This window comes from Mesorhizobium sp. P2_C4 (genome assembly GCF_056404575.1).
This window is the reverse complement of sequence record NZ_JBFUDT010000004.1, coordinates 81,886-100,205: the sequence shown is the minus strand read 5'-3', so window position 1 is coordinate 100,205 and position 18,320 is coordinate 81,886. Positions and strand designations below refer to the sequence as shown.

Annotated in this window: 16 protein-coding genes; 5 read left to right on the top strand and 11 right to left on the bottom strand. The window is 60.9% G+C overall.

Annotated features, from left to right (window positions below):
• Positions 1-2: 2 nt before the first annotated feature.
• Positions 3-920 (bottom strand): ketopantoate reductase family protein, encoded by a 918-nt coding sequence (locus AC1DX6_RS17085; RefSeq protein WP_477315344.1) that lies wholly within the window; start codon positions 918-920, stop codon positions 3-5.
• 330 nt (positions 921-1,250) lie between these two features.
• On the opposite strand from AC1DX6_RS17085, the gene AC1DX6_RS17080 reads away from it, so the two are divergent.
• Entirely contained in the window at positions 1,251-1,703 is a 453-nt protein-coding gene (locus tag AC1DX6_RS17080; protein ID WP_477315342.1) for a lipocalin-like domain-containing protein, read from the top strand.
• 116 nt (positions 1,704-1,819) lie between these two features.
• Here AC1DX6_RS17080 and AC1DX6_RS17075 read toward each other — a convergent pair whose 3' ends face one another.
• Together AC1DX6_RS17075 and AC1DX6_RS17070 are read right to left on the bottom strand one after the other, a co-directional pair.
• Complete coding sequence (locus tag AC1DX6_RS17075; RefSeq protein WP_477316444.1) at positions 1,820-3,226, bottom strand: pyridoxal phosphate-dependent decarboxylase family protein; 1,407 nt, start codon at positions 3,224-3,226, stop codon at positions 1,820-1,822.
• A gap of 71 nt (positions 3,227-3,297) precedes the next feature.
• A complete protein-coding gene (locus tag AC1DX6_RS17070) occupies positions 3,298-3,738 on the bottom strand; it encodes a cupin domain-containing protein (RefSeq protein ID WP_477315340.1) in 441 nt (146 codons plus the stop codon).
• A gap of 252 nt (positions 3,739-3,990) precedes the next feature.
• On the opposite strand from AC1DX6_RS17070, the gene AC1DX6_RS17065 reads away from it, so the two are divergent.
• Positions 3,991-4,956, top strand: a complete 966-nt coding sequence (locus tag AC1DX6_RS17065) for a LysR family transcriptional regulator (RefSeq protein ID WP_477315338.1) — start codon at positions 3,991-3,993, stop codon at positions 4,954-4,956.
• Positions 4,957-5,223: 267 nt separating this feature from the next.
• Positions 5,224-6,912 (top strand): adenylate/guanylate cyclase domain-containing protein, encoded by a 1,689-nt coding sequence (locus AC1DX6_RS17060; RefSeq protein ID WP_477315336.1) that lies wholly within the window; start codon positions 5,224-5,226, stop codon positions 6,910-6,912.
• Between the two features lie 557 nt (positions 6,913-7,469).
• Here AC1DX6_RS17060 and AC1DX6_RS17055 read toward each other — a convergent pair.
• The 3 genes from AC1DX6_RS17055 to AC1DX6_RS17045 form a co-directional block, all read right to left on the bottom strand.
• Positions 7,470-7,730, bottom strand: a complete 261-nt coding sequence (locus AC1DX6_RS17055) for a DUF4242 domain-containing protein (protein WP_477315334.1) — start codon at positions 7,728-7,730, stop codon at positions 7,470-7,472.
• A gap of 30 nt (positions 7,731-7,760) precedes the next feature.
• Positions 7,761-11,336 carry an AAA family ATPase gene (locus AC1DX6_RS17050; protein WP_477315332.1) on the bottom strand — a complete coding sequence of 1,192 codons (3,576 nt, stop codon included), beginning with the start codon at positions 11,334-11,336 and terminating at the stop codon, positions 7,761-7,763.
• Positions 11,337-11,460: 124 nt separating this feature from the next.
• A complete protein-coding gene (locus AC1DX6_RS17045) occupies positions 11,461-12,573 on the bottom strand; it encodes a helix-turn-helix transcriptional regulator (RefSeq protein ID WP_477315330.1) in 1,113 nt (370 codons plus the stop codon).
• A 436-nt stretch (positions 12,574-13,009) separates the two neighbouring features.
• On the opposite strand from AC1DX6_RS17045, the gene AC1DX6_RS17040 reads away from it, so the two are divergent.
• Complete coding sequence (locus AC1DX6_RS17040) at positions 13,010-13,489, top strand: hypothetical protein (RefSeq protein WP_477315328.1); 480 nt, start codon at positions 13,010-13,012, stop codon at positions 13,487-13,489.
• A 101-nt stretch (positions 13,490-13,590) separates the two neighbouring features.
• Here AC1DX6_RS17040 and AC1DX6_RS17035 read toward each other — a convergent pair whose 3' ends face one another.
• Positions 13,591-14,043 (bottom strand): thermonuclease family protein, encoded by a 453-nt coding sequence (locus AC1DX6_RS17035; RefSeq protein WP_477315326.1) that lies wholly within the window; start codon positions 14,041-14,043, stop codon positions 13,591-13,593.
• A 419-nt stretch (positions 14,044-14,462) separates the two neighbouring features.
• Between AC1DX6_RS17035 and AC1DX6_RS17030 the strand changes: the two genes are divergently transcribed.
• On the top strand, positions 14,463-14,852 hold the full coding sequence (locus AC1DX6_RS17030) for a hypothetical protein (protein ID WP_477315324.1): 390 nt from the start codon (positions 14,463-14,465) through the stop codon (positions 14,850-14,852).
• Between the two features lie 521 nt (positions 14,853-15,373).
• Here AC1DX6_RS17030 and AC1DX6_RS17025 read toward each other — a convergent pair.
• The 4 genes from AC1DX6_RS17025 to AC1DX6_RS17010 all read right to left on the bottom strand — a co-directional run bounded on the left by AC1DX6_RS17025 (position 15,374) and on the right by AC1DX6_RS17010 (position 18,253).
• A complete protein-coding gene (locus AC1DX6_RS17025) occupies positions 15,374-16,006 on the bottom strand; it encodes a class I SAM-dependent methyltransferase (RefSeq protein WP_477315322.1) in 633 nt (210 codons plus the stop codon).
• A gap of 78 nt (positions 16,007-16,084) precedes the next feature.
• Entirely contained in the window at positions 16,085-16,687 is a 603-nt protein-coding gene (locus AC1DX6_RS17020) for an NADPH-dependent F420 reductase (protein ID WP_477315320.1), read from the bottom strand.
• 28 nt (positions 16,688-16,715) lie between these two features.
• Complete coding sequence (locus AC1DX6_RS17015; RefSeq protein ID WP_477315318.1) at positions 16,716-17,468, bottom strand: SDR family NAD(P)-dependent oxidoreductase; 753 nt, start codon at positions 17,466-17,468, stop codon at positions 16,716-16,718.
• Positions 17,469-17,518: 50 nt separating this feature from the next.
• Positions 17,519-18,253 (bottom strand): SDR family NAD(P)-dependent oxidoreductase, encoded by a 735-nt coding sequence (locus tag AC1DX6_RS17010; protein ID WP_477315316.1) that lies wholly within the window; start codon positions 18,251-18,253, stop codon positions 17,519-17,521.
• Positions 18,254-18,320: the final 67 nt, after the last annotated feature.

The following is an 18,320-nucleotide window of genomic DNA, read 5'->3' as shown; positions in this document are numbered from 1 at the left end:
CGCTAGGGGGCGGCACCCTCTGCGTAGAGATGCAAGGCGCGGAAGACCGCCGTGTGGCCAGGGGTCGCAATACCGAACTTGATGCCCAACTCGTGCATGCGTCCGGAAAGCCAGGCGACCTCGATCGGCTTTCCTCTTTCGAGGTCGTTGGCCATCGACGATTTTACGTGCGGGGGGAATGCGGTCCATCTGGTTATGACGCGGCCTTCGAACCCATCGGCCATCGGATGGCCAGCCGCCGCCGCGACCGCCATCCCCTCGTCGCGCAGCTGCTCTACGAAGATACGTGCCTCGGGATCGTCGAGGATCGGACCGATCCCGGAGCGCATGAGCGACGTTCCTCCAGAGAACGCAGCAAGTGTCACGAACTTCTCCCACAGCACATTGTCGATGTCGGCAACCGGCTTCAGCTCGAGCCCGACAGCACGATTGCAGAGCGCCTGAAGATCCTTGATGAGAGGCTCGCGGTGCCCGCCGACCAGGATGTGACGCAGCCCGCCAGCGTGGACGACTTCGCCGGGCTGTTTGATGAATGCGGACAAGTAGGTGGCTCCGCCAATCACCTGGTCGCGAGGAACATGACGACCGAGCGTCTCGACGCTGTCGATGCCATTTTGCAACGTCACGATACGCGTATTCCTGCTAATGAGCGGTCCGAGCGCTGCGGCGGCCTTCTCACTGTCGTAGAGCTTGACCGCAAAAATCGCGACATCGACGGGACCGATGTCGGCCGGCGCGTCGGTTGCGGACACACTGGGGAGAAAGACGTTGCCGAGATCGCTTTGAATTCGCAGGCCGTCCTGGCGCATTGCCTGCAAGTGGGCACCGCGAGCGATGAAGCTGACGTCGCCCCCCGCCTCGACGAGCCTTGCGCCGAGATAGCCGCCGATGCCGCCCGCCCCTATCATCGCGATCCGCATGCGTCCCCCTCGACGCCAGCTGCCGCCATTGGCCGCGCGAAGCTGGAATGGCATTCGCTGGCCTGGCCAATATTAGCATTTCCTTCAATACAAGGCCAGCCGACAGGGTTGACCGTAGTGTCTCAGTTTGAATCTGAAGGCTCGCTTGTCGCGATCCGGGCCGAACTCCCGTATGCTCACCACAATGCATGGGGAGGTTTCATGCCATATGCCGTTCAGACATGCCCGGATGACGTTTGATCGCCTAAGAACGCTCCTCCATGGACGCAGCGCCGAAGCCGCGGTCACGCGGACCGTATAGAGAGCGCTCTGCCAAGAAAGGTGTGGGCAATGGCTCAAGATATGCCCGTTCAACCGATTCGCCGCGATCTCCTTCTTGGAAGCTGGCGGATGACGTCTTGGATGACGAGAGACGTTTCGACCGGGGAGCGGCAGCCAGCTCTGGGTCAAGAACCTCATGGCATCGTTATCTATACACCTGAGCGCGTCATTTTTTTTATCCTTAGGAACAATCGCAAACGGCCGGAGCGTTTGCCGCCATCTGACGATCAGAAGATTGCGTTGTTCGATTCGATGTTCGCCTATTCGGGCAGCTATACGGTTGAGTCAGATCGGGTCGTCCATCATGTCGACATGAGCTGGAATGAAGCATGGAGTGGCACGGAACAGGTGCGGTTCTGCAATGTCGACGAACATACGCTGACTTACACCTCGCCCCCCGCCCCAAATCCGTTCGACGGGCGCGAGATTATCCACGAAGTGACGTATGTGCGGGAGAAATGACCCGCCGGGTCGGTCTGCCCGTTCTCAAGTCTCGTCATCGACCGCATCGCAAAATTTCAAACTGAGACACCACCGGGTAGACGTCCGAGGGCAAGCCGATCGCGACGAGCCCTCGCCTATCTTACCGCCCGCCACGCCGCGATCATGGCCTCGGTGGCAATTTGGCCTTGCCTGTCGTCGGTCGACCACGAAATCACCGACACCCGCATGACCTGGCGGCCGTGCCATTTGGCGCCCCCTGCAAAACAGATGCCGTCGGCCTGTAGGCGGGCAATCGTCTGCAGCGTAAGCCGGTCGGTCTCATCGTCCGGGCGGTCGGCGCCGAAACGCACGACGAACTGGTTCAGCACCACGTCGTTGGGCACGGCAATGGCGTTGTCGGCGCGCAGCCTCTCGGCCATCGCTTCCGCCACCTTGCAATGCCGCTCGACCATAGCGGCGATGCCGTCGCGACCGAGATGCTTGATCATCGCCCAGGTGGCGAAGCCGCGCGCCCGTCGTGACAGTTCGGGCACGTAGTGGCTCGGGTCGCGCTCGTCCTCGAAAGTTGGCGGCAGGTAGCTAGCCGCGATCGTCATGGCACGGCGATGGGCCTGTTCGTCGCGCACGATGGCGTAGCCGCAATCATAGGGTGTCTGCAGCCATTTGTGGCCGTCGCAGGCCCAAGAGTCGGCGGCATCGGCGCCCTCGGCCAGATGGCTGCGTTCGGGGCAGGCACGCGCCCAGAGACCAAAGGCACCATCGACATGCACCCAGGCACCGATGCGCCGGGCGATGGGGATGATGCCGGCAAAGTCGTCAAAGGCACCGGTGTTGATCTGCCCGGCCTGTAGGATGACGATGCAAGGGCCGGAAACCTTGGCGGCGGCCTCGGCAAAATCGGCCACCGCGATACGGCCGTTGTCGTCTGTCTTCACACGCTGGACGCGGTCATGGCCAAGGCCGAGGAACTGCAGCGCCGAGAACACCGTGGCATGGGCGTCGTCGCCAATCAGCACCGTGATCGACGGCGCGCTGAACAGACCTTTCGCCTCGACATCCCAGCCGGCCTGCCGCAGGACTGCGCCGCGCGCCGCTGCCAGGCAGACGAAATTGGCCATGGTCGCCCCAGTGACGAAGCCGATGGAACTTTCGCGCGGCAGGTCGAGCAGCTCGAGAAGCCATCCGCCGGCGATCGTCTCGACGGCCGAGGCCGACGGCGTGGCGTGATGGTTGCCGGTGTTCTGACCCCAGCTGCTGGTCAGCCAGTCGGCACAAACGCCGACCGAATGGGAATTGCCGCAGACCCAGGCGAAGAAGCGCGGACCTGTCATCCTGTGTAGGCCAGGCTCAGCCTTCGCGGCCAACTCGTCAACCACACCAAGGCCATCGCTGCCCGCTTCGGGAAGCGGCTCGCGGAAACTGTCCAAGGCCTGCCGATACGACATCAGTGGCCGCTGCGGCCCGGAAGCAATTGCGTCGCGAAAACGCGTGGCGTGATCAGCTGCTCGCTGGAAGAGTTCGCCTGTGGAAGCCTCGCTCATGCCGCTATCCTTCTCCAGGGCCTGCAACATTGGGTCGAGGATCAGCGCGTCCAGTGTCATGACGATATCTCCTAAAGCCAGTCGATCCCGTATTTGCGCGACGCGGCCGCATATGCCTCGGGCATCGAAGCACCGCTCGCCTCAGCGGCGGACAGCTCGCGGAAGAAGCCTTCGAAGCCGGCCGGCGAGGTCACGGTGAGAAACCGGCCGGTGCGCGGCACGACGCGCCTATGCGCATGCGGCACCCCGCGGGGCGCAAACATCGTTCCGCCCGGCCCGACGCGGAATTCCTGGTCGCCACAGCGGAAGACATGCTCGCCCGCGATGACGTAAAAGAACTCGTTCTCGTTGGCGTGCCTGTGCAAGGGCGTGTCGAGCGGATCAATCTCCTCGATGATAGAGAAGGCGCCGTCGGTCGTGTCGGCCGCGGCCTTGATCAGGAAATCGGCGCCGCTGAAGCGCAACCTCTCGCCCTGGTCGGCATCGAGCTTGTAGGCGGATGATCTTGTCATGCTGCTTGTCCCCTCCTCCATTTCGAGTGAGACACCGCACAATTCACCCGAAAAAGGTTGCTCCGCCAGCCAGCGCTCGCCGAGGTGCCTGACGAGCCCCAAGCCCGGTTCCCGGGCGATCAGCCATCCCATCAGACTGCGTCGCGCCCCGCCACCCGATTCTTGCATGGATGCCCCCACGGATCTGGAAACCCTTGTGACGCCAGTATCGTGCTTGGGCTCTGATGAATCCAATGATATCAATTCATCATCATGCTGAATGAAATCGACCTATCCCGCGCCGATCTCAATTTGCTGAAACTGTTCGAGGTGGTGCTGCAGGAGCGCCATGTCGGGAGAGCCGGCGATCGTCTGAGGCTGTCTCCCTCGGCGATCAGCCACGGCCTGCGACGGCTGCGTAAGCTCCTCGACGATCCGCTCTTCCTGAAGACGCCGAAGGGCGTCGTGCCGACGCCGCGCGCGCTGGAGGTGGCCGAGCCTATCGCCAATATTTTGGCGCAGATCCGGCGAGTGGTTGTGGCGGTCGAGCCTTTCCGTCCGGAGACGTCGAACCGGCGCTTCACCATCAGCGCCGCCGACGCGCTTTCGGCGGTGTTCCTGCCGCCACTTGTCGAGAAGCTGGCCACGGCCGCGCCCAATATCGACCTCACGATGCTGCAAATGCTGCCCTATCGCAAGGGCGGGCCTATCGAGCGGACCTGGCGGCCGGTGCTTGCCGAGATCGACGCCGGCCTGGTGGATATCGCCGTCGCGCCTCTGGACGACGTGCCGGCGCGTTTCACCCGGCGCGCTATGCTCAAGGAGCGTTTCGTGATCGTGATGCACGCCGGTCATCCCTTTGCCGAGCAACCGACGCTAGAACGCTACTGCACTATGCGCCATTTGGTGGTCTCGTTCACCGGTGAAAGGAAGGGGCCGATCGACGAAACTCTGGAAGCGAGCGGCCTAGCGAGACGAGTGGTGCTGACGGTGCCCAATTACACCATGGCGCTGGCAGCAGTCGCCGAGTCAGACCTCATCGCCGCTGTGCCGGCAGTGCTGGCGGCGAGGCAGGGTCCGCGCCTCGGCCTGGTCAGCGTCGACCTTCCGCTGGACACTGGCCACGTCCCGATCTGCGTTATCGCCCAGAAAGCGGTGATGACAGATGCCGGCCTGACATGGATGTTCGAGCAAGTTTGCGAGGCGGTGCAAACGCACTATTTCGATCCTTCCTCCTAGCTGCCGGACTAAAAGCCTAAACGCTTCGCCCAACGCGCAATTGGAACGTCAGGTTTCAAGCAACTGCAAAGGTACCTGCTACGGCCGAGAGGCGCCAAAAGCGATCATTGGTCGCCAAGAAGCAAGGAGTAGCTTTAGACGGGCGCGCCGGCCACCGTTTCGATTGCGGGCCGTAGTTGAAGCTGCGAAGATTGAGGTGCTCAGCCTACCAACGCAGAAAGACATCTTATGACGGATGTAAGGGTGGAGCGGCGGCTCGCAGCGATCATGGCCACCGACATCGTGGCCTATTCGCGCCTGATCGAAACGGATGAGGCCCGTACACTCGCGTCCATCAGGACCCTTCGCTCCCGGGTAATAGACCCACTGCTCGCAGATCATAGGGGCCGTATCGTCAAGCTAATGGGCGATGGGGCGATTATCGAGTTTGTCTCCGTTGTCGACGCGGTCGCCTGCGCCGTGGCCGTGCAGGAGGGCGTGACTGCCCATCAGCGGGACGTCCCGCCTGAGAGCCGTATCGTGTTTCGCATTGGCATCAACGTCGGTGACGTTGTCGTGGAGGATGGCGACCTGCTGGGGGATGGCGTCAACATCGCCGCACGGCTTGAGTCGCTGGCGGAACCGGGCGGCATTTGCATTGCTGATGCGGTGCAGACACAGTTGGCTGGCAAGACTGACTTCGCCTTTGAAGATACCGGCGAGCGCACGCTGAAGAACATCGCCCAGCCGGTGCGCGTGTGGCGCTGGTCCAAGGAACCGGCGCCGGCCGCCGCCGGTGCGCCGCTACCCCTCCCCGACAGGCCATCCATCGCAGTGCTTCCCTTCGACAATCTGAGCGGTCAGCCGGAAGAGACCTACTTCAGCGACGGGATCACCGAAGACATCGTCACCGGGCTGGCTCACTTCCGCTCGCTGTTCGTGATCGCTCGCAACTCCTCCTTCGCCTTTCGCGGCAAGTCGGTCGAGATGGCAGAAATCGGTCGTCGGCTTGGTGTGTCCTATCTTCTCGAAGGCAGTGTGCGGCGGGCCGGGGCACGCGTACGGGTCACCGCTCAGCTAATTGAGGCGGCAACCGGGGCGCATCTTTGGGCCGAACACTACGACCGCAGTCTCGACGACATCTTCACGGTGCAGGACGAAGTTGCGCAGACCATTGTGTCGACGCTGGTCGGGCGAATTGAGGATGCGAGACTTCAGCAATCGCTCCGAAAGCCGACAACCAGCCTTGTCGCCTACGACTGCTTCCTGCGCGGCATGGCCCACTTTAACACTGCCAATCAGCAAGCCCTCGAGATGTTCGAGAAGGCGGTTGCCCTCGATCCCAGGTATGCCGTGGCGCATTCGTATCGTGCATTCGTGAAGGTGGCACAGAACGGTCACGCCGCAGCACCGACCGAGGTGCTGGATGCGGCGTTCACCGAGGCAAAGCACGCGCTCGAACTTGACCCGCTGGAGAGCCGCTGCCACCGAATACTGTCGACCATTTGTCTCTACCGTCGTGAGTACGACATGGCCGAGCAATATCTCCGGCGGGCATTCGACCTGAACCCCAATGATGCAGACGGACTGATCATGAAGGGTCGCTTGCTGGCCTTTCGTGGCAGGCCGGAAGAAGCACTGGTTTGCTTGGAAGCTGCTGGTCGCCTGAACCCACTACACTTTCGCTGGTACGATGTTCACTTCGGCGTCGCTCTTTATTCGCTTCGGCGCTTTGCAGAGGCCGCTAAGGCGTTCAAACAAATGCACCTGCCAAGCTCGTGGTCGAGTGCGCGGCTGGCGGCCTGCTACGCCCAACTCGAACGGACCGAAGCGGCACAGGCAGCAGTGGCGGAGGTCCTGAGGTTGCAGCCCGATTTCTCGACAGCCGAGTACATGCGCAAGAGCGTCCTCCTTGAAGGCGCCGAGGACCGAGAGCTTCTCCGCGAAGGGCTCATCAAGGCCGGATTGCCTGCATGAGTCCGCGGTCAGGGGTCGAAGGAAGGTCCGCTTTGGGTCAATTCCGGACATAATGCCGTCCAAGCAAAACGTCGGCTTTCAGGAAATGGGGAGCCTGACCCTAAACGGTCGACTTGCGGCGCAAAGCGGTCGTTCACGTCGTGGCAGGCGTAAGTCGGCTTCGGGTCAGAAGCTGCCCTATAGCTGGTGGCCGTTTCATGCTGACATTTTGGCTAATTAAACGGCGTGCAGTGGTCGCGGCTCAGAAGAACCGTTAAGCATCGGAAACGATCGTCGCCGCCGGTTTCTCGAATGACCGGAGTTACCGCTTCCGGGATGATTGAACTGAAAGGCCGACCTTCGCGCCCAGCACAGCGGAGGGCTGCTTTGTACCTCGAAGCGGTCGTTCGGGTACAACCGGATTCCATTTGAAGCGATGGTAATCGTTGACGGAATGTTGGCCCTTGGTCGTCGTCCGATTTAGCTGCGGGCCAGTCGCCCTCCCACATTATCCGTCAGCTAGCAAACATGGCCCGACAAAGCTCCGTCCAATCCATTGGTAGCATAACCGCCTTGGCTCAATCAAACATCGAGGGCCCGATCTCGCTTCCAACCTCGATGATCACGTCGACCGGAAGGTTGTTGCGCCGCGCTGCGGCGCGGATTGACTCAGGATTGGCAGCTTCATAGAGGCAGTATGTCTTCTTCTTGTCAGCGCTGAGGAACGAGAAGATCCAGGCGACGCCCTCCTCCTCGTTGATCTTGTTCACACCCTCCACGACCTTTTTCGTGAGTCCGAGTTGCTGGGCGAACGTTCGTTCAATCACATAGCGCGGCATGTAGTTTCTCCTGTGCTTGATGGTATCGGGCTAGTTCAGTTTGGACTGCAGCCGCTGCTTCAGGCGGACAAGGCCAAGTTTCGTTGCCGTCTCCCAGGCCTCGTTGGCCAAGAGCTCGGAGCGGGCGCCGACTGCCGGCCTGCTCCGCATCCTCAAAAGAAGCGCGTATTCGGCCTTGGTATGAGCGAGCCACGGATCGGCACGCATTCGGCCGTTCATCTCGAGAGCGTGCTCGAAATGCTCTTCCGCCCGATCGAAGTCCCCAAGCGTCGTTGCGAGCACCCCAAGGTAGCGGCTGGCGGCACCATAGCAGACCGTGACGATGCCGGCGGTGATCGTCATATGCTGGTAGCTCGACATGAGCTCGTAGAGTCGCGCGGCAGCGTCCTGATCGCCGACTGCCGCAGCAACCTCGGCGATATAGGACAGCGACGCGCTGCGCTTCGCATCGAAAGGCAAGGCGAAGCCCGTCTCCGCAAGCATTTTGAGACGCTTGCGCGCAGGCTCCAGGTAACCCAGATCGGCCGCCACGAGCGCGAAGCCCGGTGCCCAGGTCGCCTCGTCGGGGTTTTCATCCACGAAGCGCTTGATGACAGGCGCTACCTCGATCAGCCGACCCTGTTCCCGACGGATAGAAAACATCTGGAGGCCGTAGACCCCTTCGACCTGTTCCCCGTGCGTTTGCTTTCCAATCTCGAGGCTTCGACCTGCGAGCGTCTCAGCCGCCAACAAATCTCCCTCAAGTATGGCAAGCATCGCCGCCCCATGCCATGCGATCCACTGGTAGTGAAGACGCTCGCGGATCTCCCCAAGCTCCCTGATCGCAGCCACGGAGAGATCCACGCGAGCACGCTCGCCGACTTCCGCTGAGGCGTATGTGTTCAGTGAATGTGCGCGCATTTTCGCATCGTCGTCATCTGTGGCTTCGGCCAACCGAATAATCTCGTCGAGCTCCGCGATGCGAACCTTCACGTCGTCCGCAGACGCTATTTGTCTTGGCACCAGGTAGCGGTCTACGAGCAAATTGAAGAGTGACGTCGTATCGTCGCGTCGACGCGCCAGTCGTCTCGCTTCCCTGTTGAGACTTTCAGCCTTGCTAGCGTCACCTAGAAGCGTGTGGGCGCGGGCAAGCCGAATGAGGATCAGACAGTTCCTCGCGTGATCGTCGGCTGGGATGGTTGCCTTGGCCTCCTCCAGCAGGGCCGTGGATTGATCGAGCGCTCCGCCGGCGAGGAACTGCGCGGCATCGTAGCCGAGCGCGGCATTGACGAGACTAGCACTGTCACCAGTCCGGCGCGCCTGATCGGCTGCCAGATGGAAGTTGGTCGTTGCCGCGACAAGTCGTCCCGCTTCCTTGAGCGCTTCCGCGAGGAAGAGCCGCGCGGCAAGGACAAGGCTACCGCGTTCCTCCCCTTCGACCAGCTCTTGCGCCGCCGCTAGTGCTTCGGTGAAGTGCTCGACAGCCTCGTAGTTCGCCGAGCGCGCCAGCGCGCGCTTGCCGGCGGCGATCCAGTGCTCAAGCGCCAGGTCGTTCCGTCGCGCCTCTTTGTAGTGTCGCGCCACGAGCTCCGGCTGCGTCTCTTTCAACTTCGGATGCGAGCAGATGATTGTCTCTGCTATGGCGTAATGATACTGACGCCGCTTGCGGGTCAGCAGCGACTGGTAGGCCGTGTCCTGTACTAGGGCGTGACGGAACACATAGCTCTGCAGCGAGAGACCGCCCATGACGACAAGCTGGGCGGAAAGCAGCTGGCGCAAGGCCCCCTCGAGTACCGGTCCGCCAATCGTCACGACTTCGGCAAGCAGGCTGCGATCGAACTCCCGTCCGATCACCGAAGCAATCTGGGCCACCTCCTTCAAGGGTGCCGGCAGTCGGTCCAGGCGCGCCATCAGCGCGCCCTGCAAGCTGTCGGGAATCTGAGCGGTGTTTGAGCTGACGTTGCCGCTCTCCTTGATGGACCTTGTCAGCTCTTCTACGAATAACGGAACGCCATCCGTCCGCTCGGCGATCTGGTCGAGAAGGTCTTCCCCCACGGCGCCGAGCATCGATTCGACCAGGTCGCGCATCTGCTGTTTAGTCAGGCGGCCAAGGGCTACGCTGGTGACGTTTTGTTGGGCGGCCGCCCAAGGGGCCGACCACTCCGGCCGGTGGGTGACGATGAGGCAGATCGGTGCCGCGCGTATGCGCGACGCAATCTCGCCTAGCAGCTCGCTGGTGGACGGATCGATCCAATGAGCATCTTCCACAACGAGAAGCACCGGCGCACCTTTCGCGGCCAGGAACGGACGCGCCACGAGCGTACGCAGCGTCAGCTCCTTACGCTGCTGCGCCGAGAGATCGAGAGGCGTGAATCGCTCTCCGAGATCGAGCGAAAGAAGATCGGCATATACCGGACCAGCCGATTCAGCCTCCTCGCCATACATTGAGACCAGCTGCTCTAGCTTCGTCATCCGCTCGGACAGAGAGTCGCTGGCGGCGAAACCCGCAAGGCGGCTCAGTCGCTGGATCACGGGATAAAACGCGGAGCTGATATGGTAGGGGGAGCACTGCACGCGGATCAGCTCCACCGGCCCCGCCTTCACCTCGGCGACGATCGATTCGATGAGCCGCGATTTTCCGATTCCCGCCTCACCGCCCAGGAATATCACTTGCCCCTGGCCGCTCTTTGCAAGTTCCCATCGATCGAGGAGAACCCCGACCTCGCTGCCGCGTCCGACAAAGCGCGACAATGCATCGCCGTGTGCGGCGTCGAACCGGCTTTCCACGCGCCGGTCAAGGCGTACGAGATTGATGGGTACCGCCTCGCTGAAACCCTTCAGCTCGCGAACGCCGAGATCCTCGATCTCGAAAACATGGCCGGCAAGCTTCCTGGTGCTCGGGGCGATAAGGACCTGCCCTGGTTCGGCCACGCTCTGCAGTCGCGCGGCAAGATTTGGTGTTTCTCCCGCAACCTGGCCGCGCTCTAGCACGCCACCCTCGGCGAGATCTCCAACCACGACGCGACCGGTCGCGATGCCAACGCGGGCCTGCAACGCCTCTCCTGCAGGCGTATGCAGCTTCGCGACGCTCGCAACCGCTGCGAGTCCCGCGCGAATTGCGCGTTCGGCGTGATCCTCGTACGCCATTGGCCATCCGAAATAGGCAAGGACGCCATCGCCAAGGAACTTTGCGACGTATCCTCCGAACTGCGTGACCTCGCTCGCGACCGCGTCCTGATAGGCCGTAATCAGCTCATGCATGTCCTCGGCGCTCAGAAGCCCAGACATGATTGTGGAGCCCACCATGTCGCAGAAAAGGACACTGAGCAGCCGGATGTCGGGCCCACCCTCCGAGCTTACGATCGCGGGCGCCACTGGTTGCGACCCAGGCGGTGGAGCTCTGGCCGACGCCTCCTGCGCTTCTCTCAGCTCTACGATCGCCGCGAGCATCACTTTGCGATGGCCAAGCGAGACGCCGAGCTCCTGCAGGTCAGCGTTCTCAAGATGTGGAAGAGCACGAATGTCAACGTCGTTGGCGGCGAACGTCCCAGCGTATTTTTCCAGCCCAAGGCCCGTCAGCCACTCTTCGAGAGTCGGAGAACTTCGGCCAACCCGAATTTCGGCCATCGACGTGACTCTTTCTGTCATTGGAAACTACGGCCTGAACCCGGGTTCGAGAGGAGAAGCACAAACGACGGAAATCGTGTCAGAAATCGCTTGTTCGCGCTTCACCCGAACGGGTTAAAGGAGATCACGATCTCGTCGGGGCCGAAACTCGGGCGAGCAGAGCAGCAAGCTCAGCCTGCCGCTTCGTATTGGTTTTTGCGAATATGGCCCTGAGCTGCGCGCGGACTGTCTCCCGGCTGATCGACAGCGAACTGGCGGCCTCGATTCCGTGACCGGCAGCCAGCGTTTTTGCGAGCTTCCCCTCTGCGGCACTCAGCGAAAAGATCATGCGTAACCGCGTTTCGTCAGGCAGTGAGCGCGCCGTCATGTCGGTCAACACGAGGATAAACCGGGCGCCGCTGAAGAAGTCACTCCCAAAACTGGTTACGGGCATCGCATCTGCGACGAGCCAGGGGGCTTCCTCACGCGCGATCACAGCCGGCTCATTGGGGAGTGCCGCGCTGCGCCCTGCATCTATCGCTGCAGCGATGAATTGCTGAAGTCGACGATTGCTCCTGGGATCGCCCGCAACTGGACGGCCGGCACTAAGGTTGAAATCCTTGCCGAGCAGGCGTTCGGCTGGACAATTGAGATCGATTGCGATGCCCCGCGCGTTGATGGCGAGTGCCGCGCAATTCAGCTGTCCGAGGGCGGAGAGTCCCGACACGAGATTATTTGCTGCGAACCGTTGGGCTAGCCGAACCAATCTCGCGAGGTGTGGCCCGAGCTCCGCGAGGTAGCGCCCTTCCTTTCGCGTGACAGGTCCTTGCTTTGCGCCTCGATATGTCGGGAGACACCAGATATTGCCATCGACGGAAAAACCGACGCCGGCATACCATTGGCGATCACTCGGCCAAGCAGTTTCCCGGTAGTGCGGAAGGGTTCGACGTTCCTCCTCAGTTGAGACGTCATGCTCGAGGAGAAACCGGCGCCCGGACGCGTAGAGCCGTCCACATCGTTCAAGATGAGGATCCGGAGCGAATTCCTGGTTGCGCATCCAGAGCTCGGAATACTCCTCATTCGCCGAGGAGCTTGGCAGCCTTGTCGTAGCTGGCTGGGTTGTGTGGCAGTGGAAGTTGCCGCTTAAGCCCCCGACCGATTCCACCAGCAGCTGTAGTGCCTGGGGCCAGCGTCCTGTTTCCAAGGTCGCGTCGTAGCAAGCCTCGAGAGCGCACTCGGTGGTTTGGGTCAGTGTCATCGGGTTCCCCAAGCAAGACTACACTACAATTTGAACTCGCGGGAATGTTCTTGCGCTGGGTGGTAACCTCCCTTTGCTGGGGAGCCTGATCTGAACGGCCGATATGAGGCGCAAAGCTGTTATCATCGCTTGAGCCCTCCAATGCAGCGCCAGGTTAGAACGACAAGTCCAGGGTGATCCCGGCGGCATTCGCCTTACGTCGAGATCAGTTGTTCCGACGTCGCTGGCTTGAATAGCGTTCGGAATCCGTGGTTGATCGGTACGTCACAGTGCTGAGCAAATGCGCTCGTGCCCAAGCATGAAAGCTCACAAGTGGTCACTTGACACATGTCCCAATTGGCGGCACCAATTCCTCAATAGGATCACAAGTAGTTGAAAAATATTACGAATATGGTATCAGTAGTTTGGTCCACAATCAGGTCAAGGGGCAGCGAATATGCGAACAATCGATCTGTGTGCGGGCGTTGCTCTGTGCATCTTGCCATCCAGCCTACTGGCGGCAGACGAGGTTTCCGTCGAACGCGGTTTGTATGTTTCGATCATAGGCGGCTGCCATTTCTGCCACACGGAAGGATACCGTGAAGCCGATGGGAAAATCGACCCGGAGAAAGCATTGAAAGGCTCTTCCATTGGCTGGCAGGGTCCATGGGGCACGACCTATGCAGCAAACCTCAGGGACTCGGCGATGGGCTTCACTGAGGACAAATGGGTCGACCACCTCAAGAACAAGGTCAATTTGCCGCCGATGCCTTGGTACCAAATCCAAGCCATGAGCGAAAGCGACTTACGTTCGGTGTATCTTTACATCAAATCGCTCGGACCCTCCGGCGATTTGGCACCGTTTTACCGGGAGCCTGGCAAGAAGCCGAGGACACCTTATGTCACACTAGAGCCGCCTCAGATGCCGAAGAAGTAACGGCCCTATTTCTTCGCCCTGGGCCTGATCTTATCGACCCTGACCTTTTCGCCGATCGCTGGCGCCATCGCCGCCTCGATGAGGAAACAACTGCGATAGCGCTATGGGCGTCCGCCCCGTCTATATTCGCCGGGATCCATAAAGTTCCCTGACCACAAGTTCCGTTTGGCAATGCGGGCTTCGCGCTCTTCAGCAAGGTATCGAGGCGCTTGTTTGTCGGCGACCGCCAATCCGTGTTTCACCAAGTCGCGTCCGAGATCGATGCTCCCGACGAAGCAGACGCCGACATCATTGTCAAAGTGGTCCTTGCCTTCGATGGTGCAGGATACGTCCCCGCTGGCAATGAGATGGCGAATGTGGTCACGCGCATACCTGCCGCAAGGCCAGATCTTGTCAGCAGCATCAAAACACGGCTGCAAAAGTTCGGGAGCATCGATACCGAGCAGCTGAACTTGCTTCTTGTCATGCCACAGCGTGTCGCCATCTTCAGCAAACCAATGCTCTACTGCCGACACTGGGCCACAGGTCAGCACGAAGGCGAGAGCGAGGGTCAACCTGCACATGGCCGATGGACCGTTTCGAAATTTCCCTTTCCGCGAACACACCATACCCCTATGACACTGGCCGGCCAATAGCGGGGAACTGTTGAGCCGACCAGAGACAAGGCCAATTAGCTTATTTGGCAAAGCGGCCCGCTACTCTCCACAGCAGCGGGCCGTCATTGGCCGGAAAGGAGCGCTAGCCAGGCGGGGGGCGAGGACCAGCATTCCGGCAGCCCGTATATATTGCGCCATACCCGGGGGCTGTATGGTCAAAAGAGAACACTTGGCAGCGCGACTAGCTGCCTTTAGGGACGCGCTTGCCGCACCTAAACAAGGCTTCGTGGGTCGCCTCTGGCTCATAGCGCTTATTCGGTAGTTGTCGATCATATTAATCGGCACTAATATGTGAACCTTGGTCGGAGGGGTCCGACATGGCGAGGTCCCTGGCAAGCCCGTTGGCCGCGATGCTGGTAGCGTCGGCAGGAGAATGCTGGGCCGAGAACGGCCTACCTTACAAGCCGATCTCCGAAGAAGCTGTGAGAGTTTTCAGCGCCCAGATGTATTCCGACATTCTGAAGCGAGCATGCCTGCAAGGTCGTCGGTATCCGAGCAGCCAAATTGAGAGCGGCTTCAAAAGGCACTTCCAGGAAATGACTTTGCAGTTGATCGCGGAGGGGTACACCATCGTCCCCAACGTGACCGACAACAACTCATCTTGGTCTCTCTCGCAGGTGGAATTTGACGCCAAACGCCGGCTTGGTTTTCCACCCCAATTCGGCTGTTTTGGTGCATACTGGCTCAACGAAAATCGGGGCTGGTGACATGCTCCTCGCGCTCCCCCAAATATCCCGTTGGCCCCTCGGCGACAATTCGGTGTGCGCGGTGGCAACAAGACGCATGACAGAAGGCCGTCACCGTCATCTTCGCGTCGTTTGCGCAAATTTCAAACTGAGACACTACCACAATTTGAACTCGCGGGAATGTTCTTGCGCTGGGTGGTAACCTCCTTTGCCCAAACTTCGCCGCAACCTCTCCTACCAACCGTGCAGCGGGTGGCTGCTCTCTATTGAGCTATACTCCTATTCGAACTGAGTGTCGTCACACGCTGTGAGCTAGGCGAACAGCAGCAACGGGTCAATTCCGGACATAATCCCGTCCATGCCAAACGTCGGCTTTCAGAAAATGGAGAGCCTGATCTGAACGGCCGATTTGAGGCGCATTGCGGCCGGGCTGCTTGAAGGCCGACAGCGGACGGTCCGGTTCTAACCGACGTCTGCGGTAAGCTGTCGTTCCGAAACCTACCCACAATCGGTCGTCGCACTCGTCGTTGGACAGCCCAGTGCTAGATCTTCACAAACCGATAGGCGAAGCGATCGGTCTCGCCCTTGATCGAGGGATCGAACACCTTGATCGAGTGCGCATCATCCTTGTTCGCGAGTATGGTGCTTTCCGCGTCCAGTACGAAGCCGGCCGCCACCACCTCCTCGCGAACGGACGCTGGGTCGATCCGATGCAGCGACTGGGCGTCGCCCGTGCCCGCCCCAGCAGCGGCGGCGTGGTCTACGATGACGTAGGACCCACCGGGTTTCAGCCGGTCGTAGACGGCTCGATTGAAGTCGGCCGCCGTCGCCCCCTTCTTCTGCATCAGCGCGGTGTGGAGATCGTGGTAGAACAGGTGCAGCCACAGGACATCCGCTGGTTGCGTGGCCTCCGGCATCGCGACGAGGTTCGCCGAGACGGCCTCGACGTTCTCTCGGCCCGGCTCCTTCGCGAGCGTCCGCATGCGGCCAACCGGATCGTTCTTGAAGTCGGCGACTTCGGCCGGCACGAAGCTGTAGACCCGACCCTCTGGTCCGACGATGTCGGAGAAGAGGCGCGTCCAGTCGCCGTCGCCTGGGTAAACGTCAATGACCGTGGAGCCCACATCTATGCGTGCGAACCGGATCAACTCGGATAGCTTGGATTGGTCGTACATCGGAATCTCCTTTACGGTTGGGCATTTCGCTTGGATCGGATCGCGCTCGATCCGATCCAAGCGGTTGGCACGTCGTGTTCATCCGTCGAACTTGACCAGGTCCTTGAAGACCAGATGACCCCAGCTGTTTCCGCGCGCCTGGACTAGCAGCCCACCTTCCGACAGCCCGCCAAGCTTTATCGGCGCGAAACCGAGATTTTCCGCGAGCGTACCAATCTCCGCCGCAGCGTCGTCATCGTCGCTCGTCAGGAACACGACTCTCTTGCCACCATGTACGGCGGGATCTTGGTCAAGGGTGGCAGCGATCAGATGGTTGAAGCCCTTGACCAGTCTTGCGCCAGTGAAGGCCTGTGCGACGAACTTGGACGAAGGCTGTCCTCCCAGTTCCTCAGGGGGCAAGCCGTAGGCATTGGTCACATCGACGATGGTCTTTCCCTGCCAGTTGGGGAGCGCCTTCGCGACATCCGGGTGCGCTTCGAAACGGACCGCCAAAAAGATGATGTCCGCCATGAGCGCTTCCGCCAGTGTTTTGGGAATGATCGTGGGTCCGATCGCGGCCGCGTCGGATGCAAAGCTTTCCGGATCGCGCGTGGTCGCAACGGATACTTCGATGCCCTTGCGGGCAAACGCCTTGGCGAGAGCGTGACCGATCTTGCCGAAACCGATAATTGCGTAGCTCATAACGTTCTCCAATCTTGTGCTGCCCAGTTCAGACCTGGGCCATGCCGCCATCGACCGCGAGGTCGACGCCGGTGATGAAAGAACTTTCGTCGGAGGCGAGGAACGTGACCGCAGCCGCAATTTCCTCTGGCTTTCCCCTGCGACCCATTGGGATCTGTGACTCAAACTGGGCGGCCGCTTGCTCGGCTTGCTCAGGGGTGAGGCCCGTCGTCGTCTCTAGCGCGGGAGTCTCGATCGGTCCGGGGCTCACCGTATTCACGCGAATTTGGCGGTCTTTCAGCTCCAGTGTCCAAGCGCGCGCGAAGTTGCGAACAGCTGCCTTGCTCGCGGCGTAGGCGCTAAATCCGGGCACCCCCAACACGTTCGATACCGAAGACGTCAGGATAATCGAGCCGCCGTCTTTGAAGAGAGGAAGGGCCTTCTGCACCGTAAAGAACAGCCCCTTCACGTTCACGTCGAAGGTCTGGTCAAAATGGGCCTCAGTAGCGACCGCGAGCGGTGCGATTGTCCCCGCACCCGCGTTCGCGAAGAGAATGTCGACGTGACCATGTTTCTCCTTCACGACGGCATAGAGGCGATCCAGATCTTCCAAGAGCGACACGTCACCCACGACCGTCGTGACGTTTCTCTTGATGGAGGCTGCGGCCTCCTTCAGCTCTTTCTCCCTTCGCCCGGTGATCACGACGTGCGCACCTTCTTCCACGAAGCGCTTGGCTGTCGCTAAGCCGATCCCACTGCTTCCGCCCGTGATGACCGCGATTTTACCTTCGAGTGCTTTCATAATCTTTTGTCTTTCGCTGTGTGTGAGCTAGGTACGGAACCGCGCCGAGGTCAAAGTTGGGCCAGGCCGCCGTCGACGGCGACCTCGCTGGCGGTCATGAAGCTGCTGTCCGGTGACGCGAGGAAGGCGGCCACGGCTCCGATCTCCGCCGGGTCGGCCATGCGCTGGAGCGGGGTCATCGCGCCGTAGGCCTTCTGGCCCTCCTCGCCCAGCGCTTCCTTAGCGAGTTCGGTCGCCGTCGCCCCTGGCGACAACACGTTTACCCGGATGCCGGTGCCCTTCAGGTCCTCGGCCCAGGTCCGTGCGAGGTTGCGCACTGCCGCCTTGCTCGCGCTGTAGGCGGTGAACCCCGGCGCGCCCGTGGTGCCGGCGCTCGATCCGGTCAGGATGATCGAACCGCCCGGGCCCATCAGCGGCAACGCCTTCTGGACCGTGAAAATCGTGCCCTTCACATTGGTGTCGAAGGTTTCGTCAATGTGCTCGGCGGTGATCTGGCCGAGCGGAAGCGGGCCTCCGGCCCCGGCATTGGCGAAGACGATGTCGAGGGTTCCGCGCTCGGCCTTCACCGCCGCGTAGAGCCGGTCGAGGTCGGCCAGATCGGAGACCGAGCCTTTTACCGCGCGGGCATTGGGCCCGAGGTCCGCCACAGCAGCGTCGAGCGCTTCCTGTCGGCGGCCGAAGATGAAGACGAAGGCGCCCTCCTCGACGAATCGCTTTGCCGCGGCGCGGCCGATACCGGTAGCGCCGCCGGTGATGACGGCGGTCTTTCCATTCAATTTGGTCATGACGTGCATCCTTCCAGGCTTGCGCCTTGGTCAATCGGGAAAGCCCCGAGACCTTCAAGATGGGTTG

Bases quoted from the DNA above. Each gene is read 5' to 3' on its own strand.
- AC1DX6_RS17030 (WP_477315324.1), top strand. From the start codon at position 14,463: ATGGCGAGGTCCCTGGCAAGCCCGTTGGCCGCGATGCTGGTAGCGTCG.
- AC1DX6_RS17075 (WP_477316444.1), bottom strand. From the start codon at position 3,226: ATGAGCGAGGCTTCCACAGGCGAACTCTTCCAGCGAGCAGCTGATCAC.
- AC1DX6_RS17065 (WP_477315338.1), top strand. From the start codon at position 3,991: ATGCTGAATGAAATCGACCTATCCCGCGCCGATCTCAATTTGCTGAAA.
- AC1DX6_RS17020 (WP_477315320.1), bottom strand. From the start codon at position 16,687: ATGAGCTACGCAATTATCGGTTTCGGCAAGATCGGTCACGCTCTCGCC.
- AC1DX6_RS17010 (WP_477315316.1), bottom strand. From the start codon at position 18,253: ATGACCAAATTGAATGGAAAGACCGCCGTCATCACCGGCGGCGCTACC.
- AC1DX6_RS17070 (WP_477315340.1), bottom strand. From the start codon at position 3,738: ATGACAAGATCATCCGCCTACAAGCTCGATGCCGACCAGGGCGAGAGG.
- AC1DX6_RS17060 (WP_477315336.1), top strand. From the start codon at position 5,224: ATGGCCACCGACATCGTGGCCTATTCGCGCCTGATCGAAACGGATGAG.
- AC1DX6_RS17055 (WP_477315334.1), bottom strand. From the start codon at position 7,730: ATGCCGCGCTATGTGATTGAACGAACGTTCGCCCAGCAACTCGGACTC.
- AC1DX6_RS17040 (WP_477315328.1), top strand. From the start codon at position 13,010: ATGCGAACAATCGATCTGTGTGCGGGCGTTGCTCTGTGCATCTTGCCA.
- AC1DX6_RS17080 (WP_477315342.1), top strand. From the start codon at position 1,251: ATGGCTCAAGATATGCCCGTTCAACCGATTCGCCGCGATCTCCTTCTT.
- AC1DX6_RS17045 (WP_477315330.1), bottom strand. From the start codon at position 12,573: ATGACACTGACCCAAACCACCGAGTGCGCTCTCGAGGCTTGCTACGAC.
- AC1DX6_RS17025 (WP_477315322.1), bottom strand. From the start codon at position 16,006: ATGTACGACCAATCCAAGCTATCCGAGTTGATCCGGTTCGCACGCATA.
- AC1DX6_RS17050 (WP_477315332.1), bottom strand. From the start codon at position 11,336: ATGGCCGAAATTCGGGTTGGCCGAAGTTCTCCGACTCTCGAAGAGTGG.
- AC1DX6_RS17085 (WP_477315344.1), bottom strand. From the start codon at position 920: ATGCGGATCGCGATGATAGGGGCGGGCGGCATCGGCGGCTATCTCGGC.
- AC1DX6_RS17015 (WP_477315318.1), bottom strand. From the start codon at position 17,468: ATGAAAGCACTCGAAGGTAAAATCGCGGTCATCACGGGCGGAAGCAGT.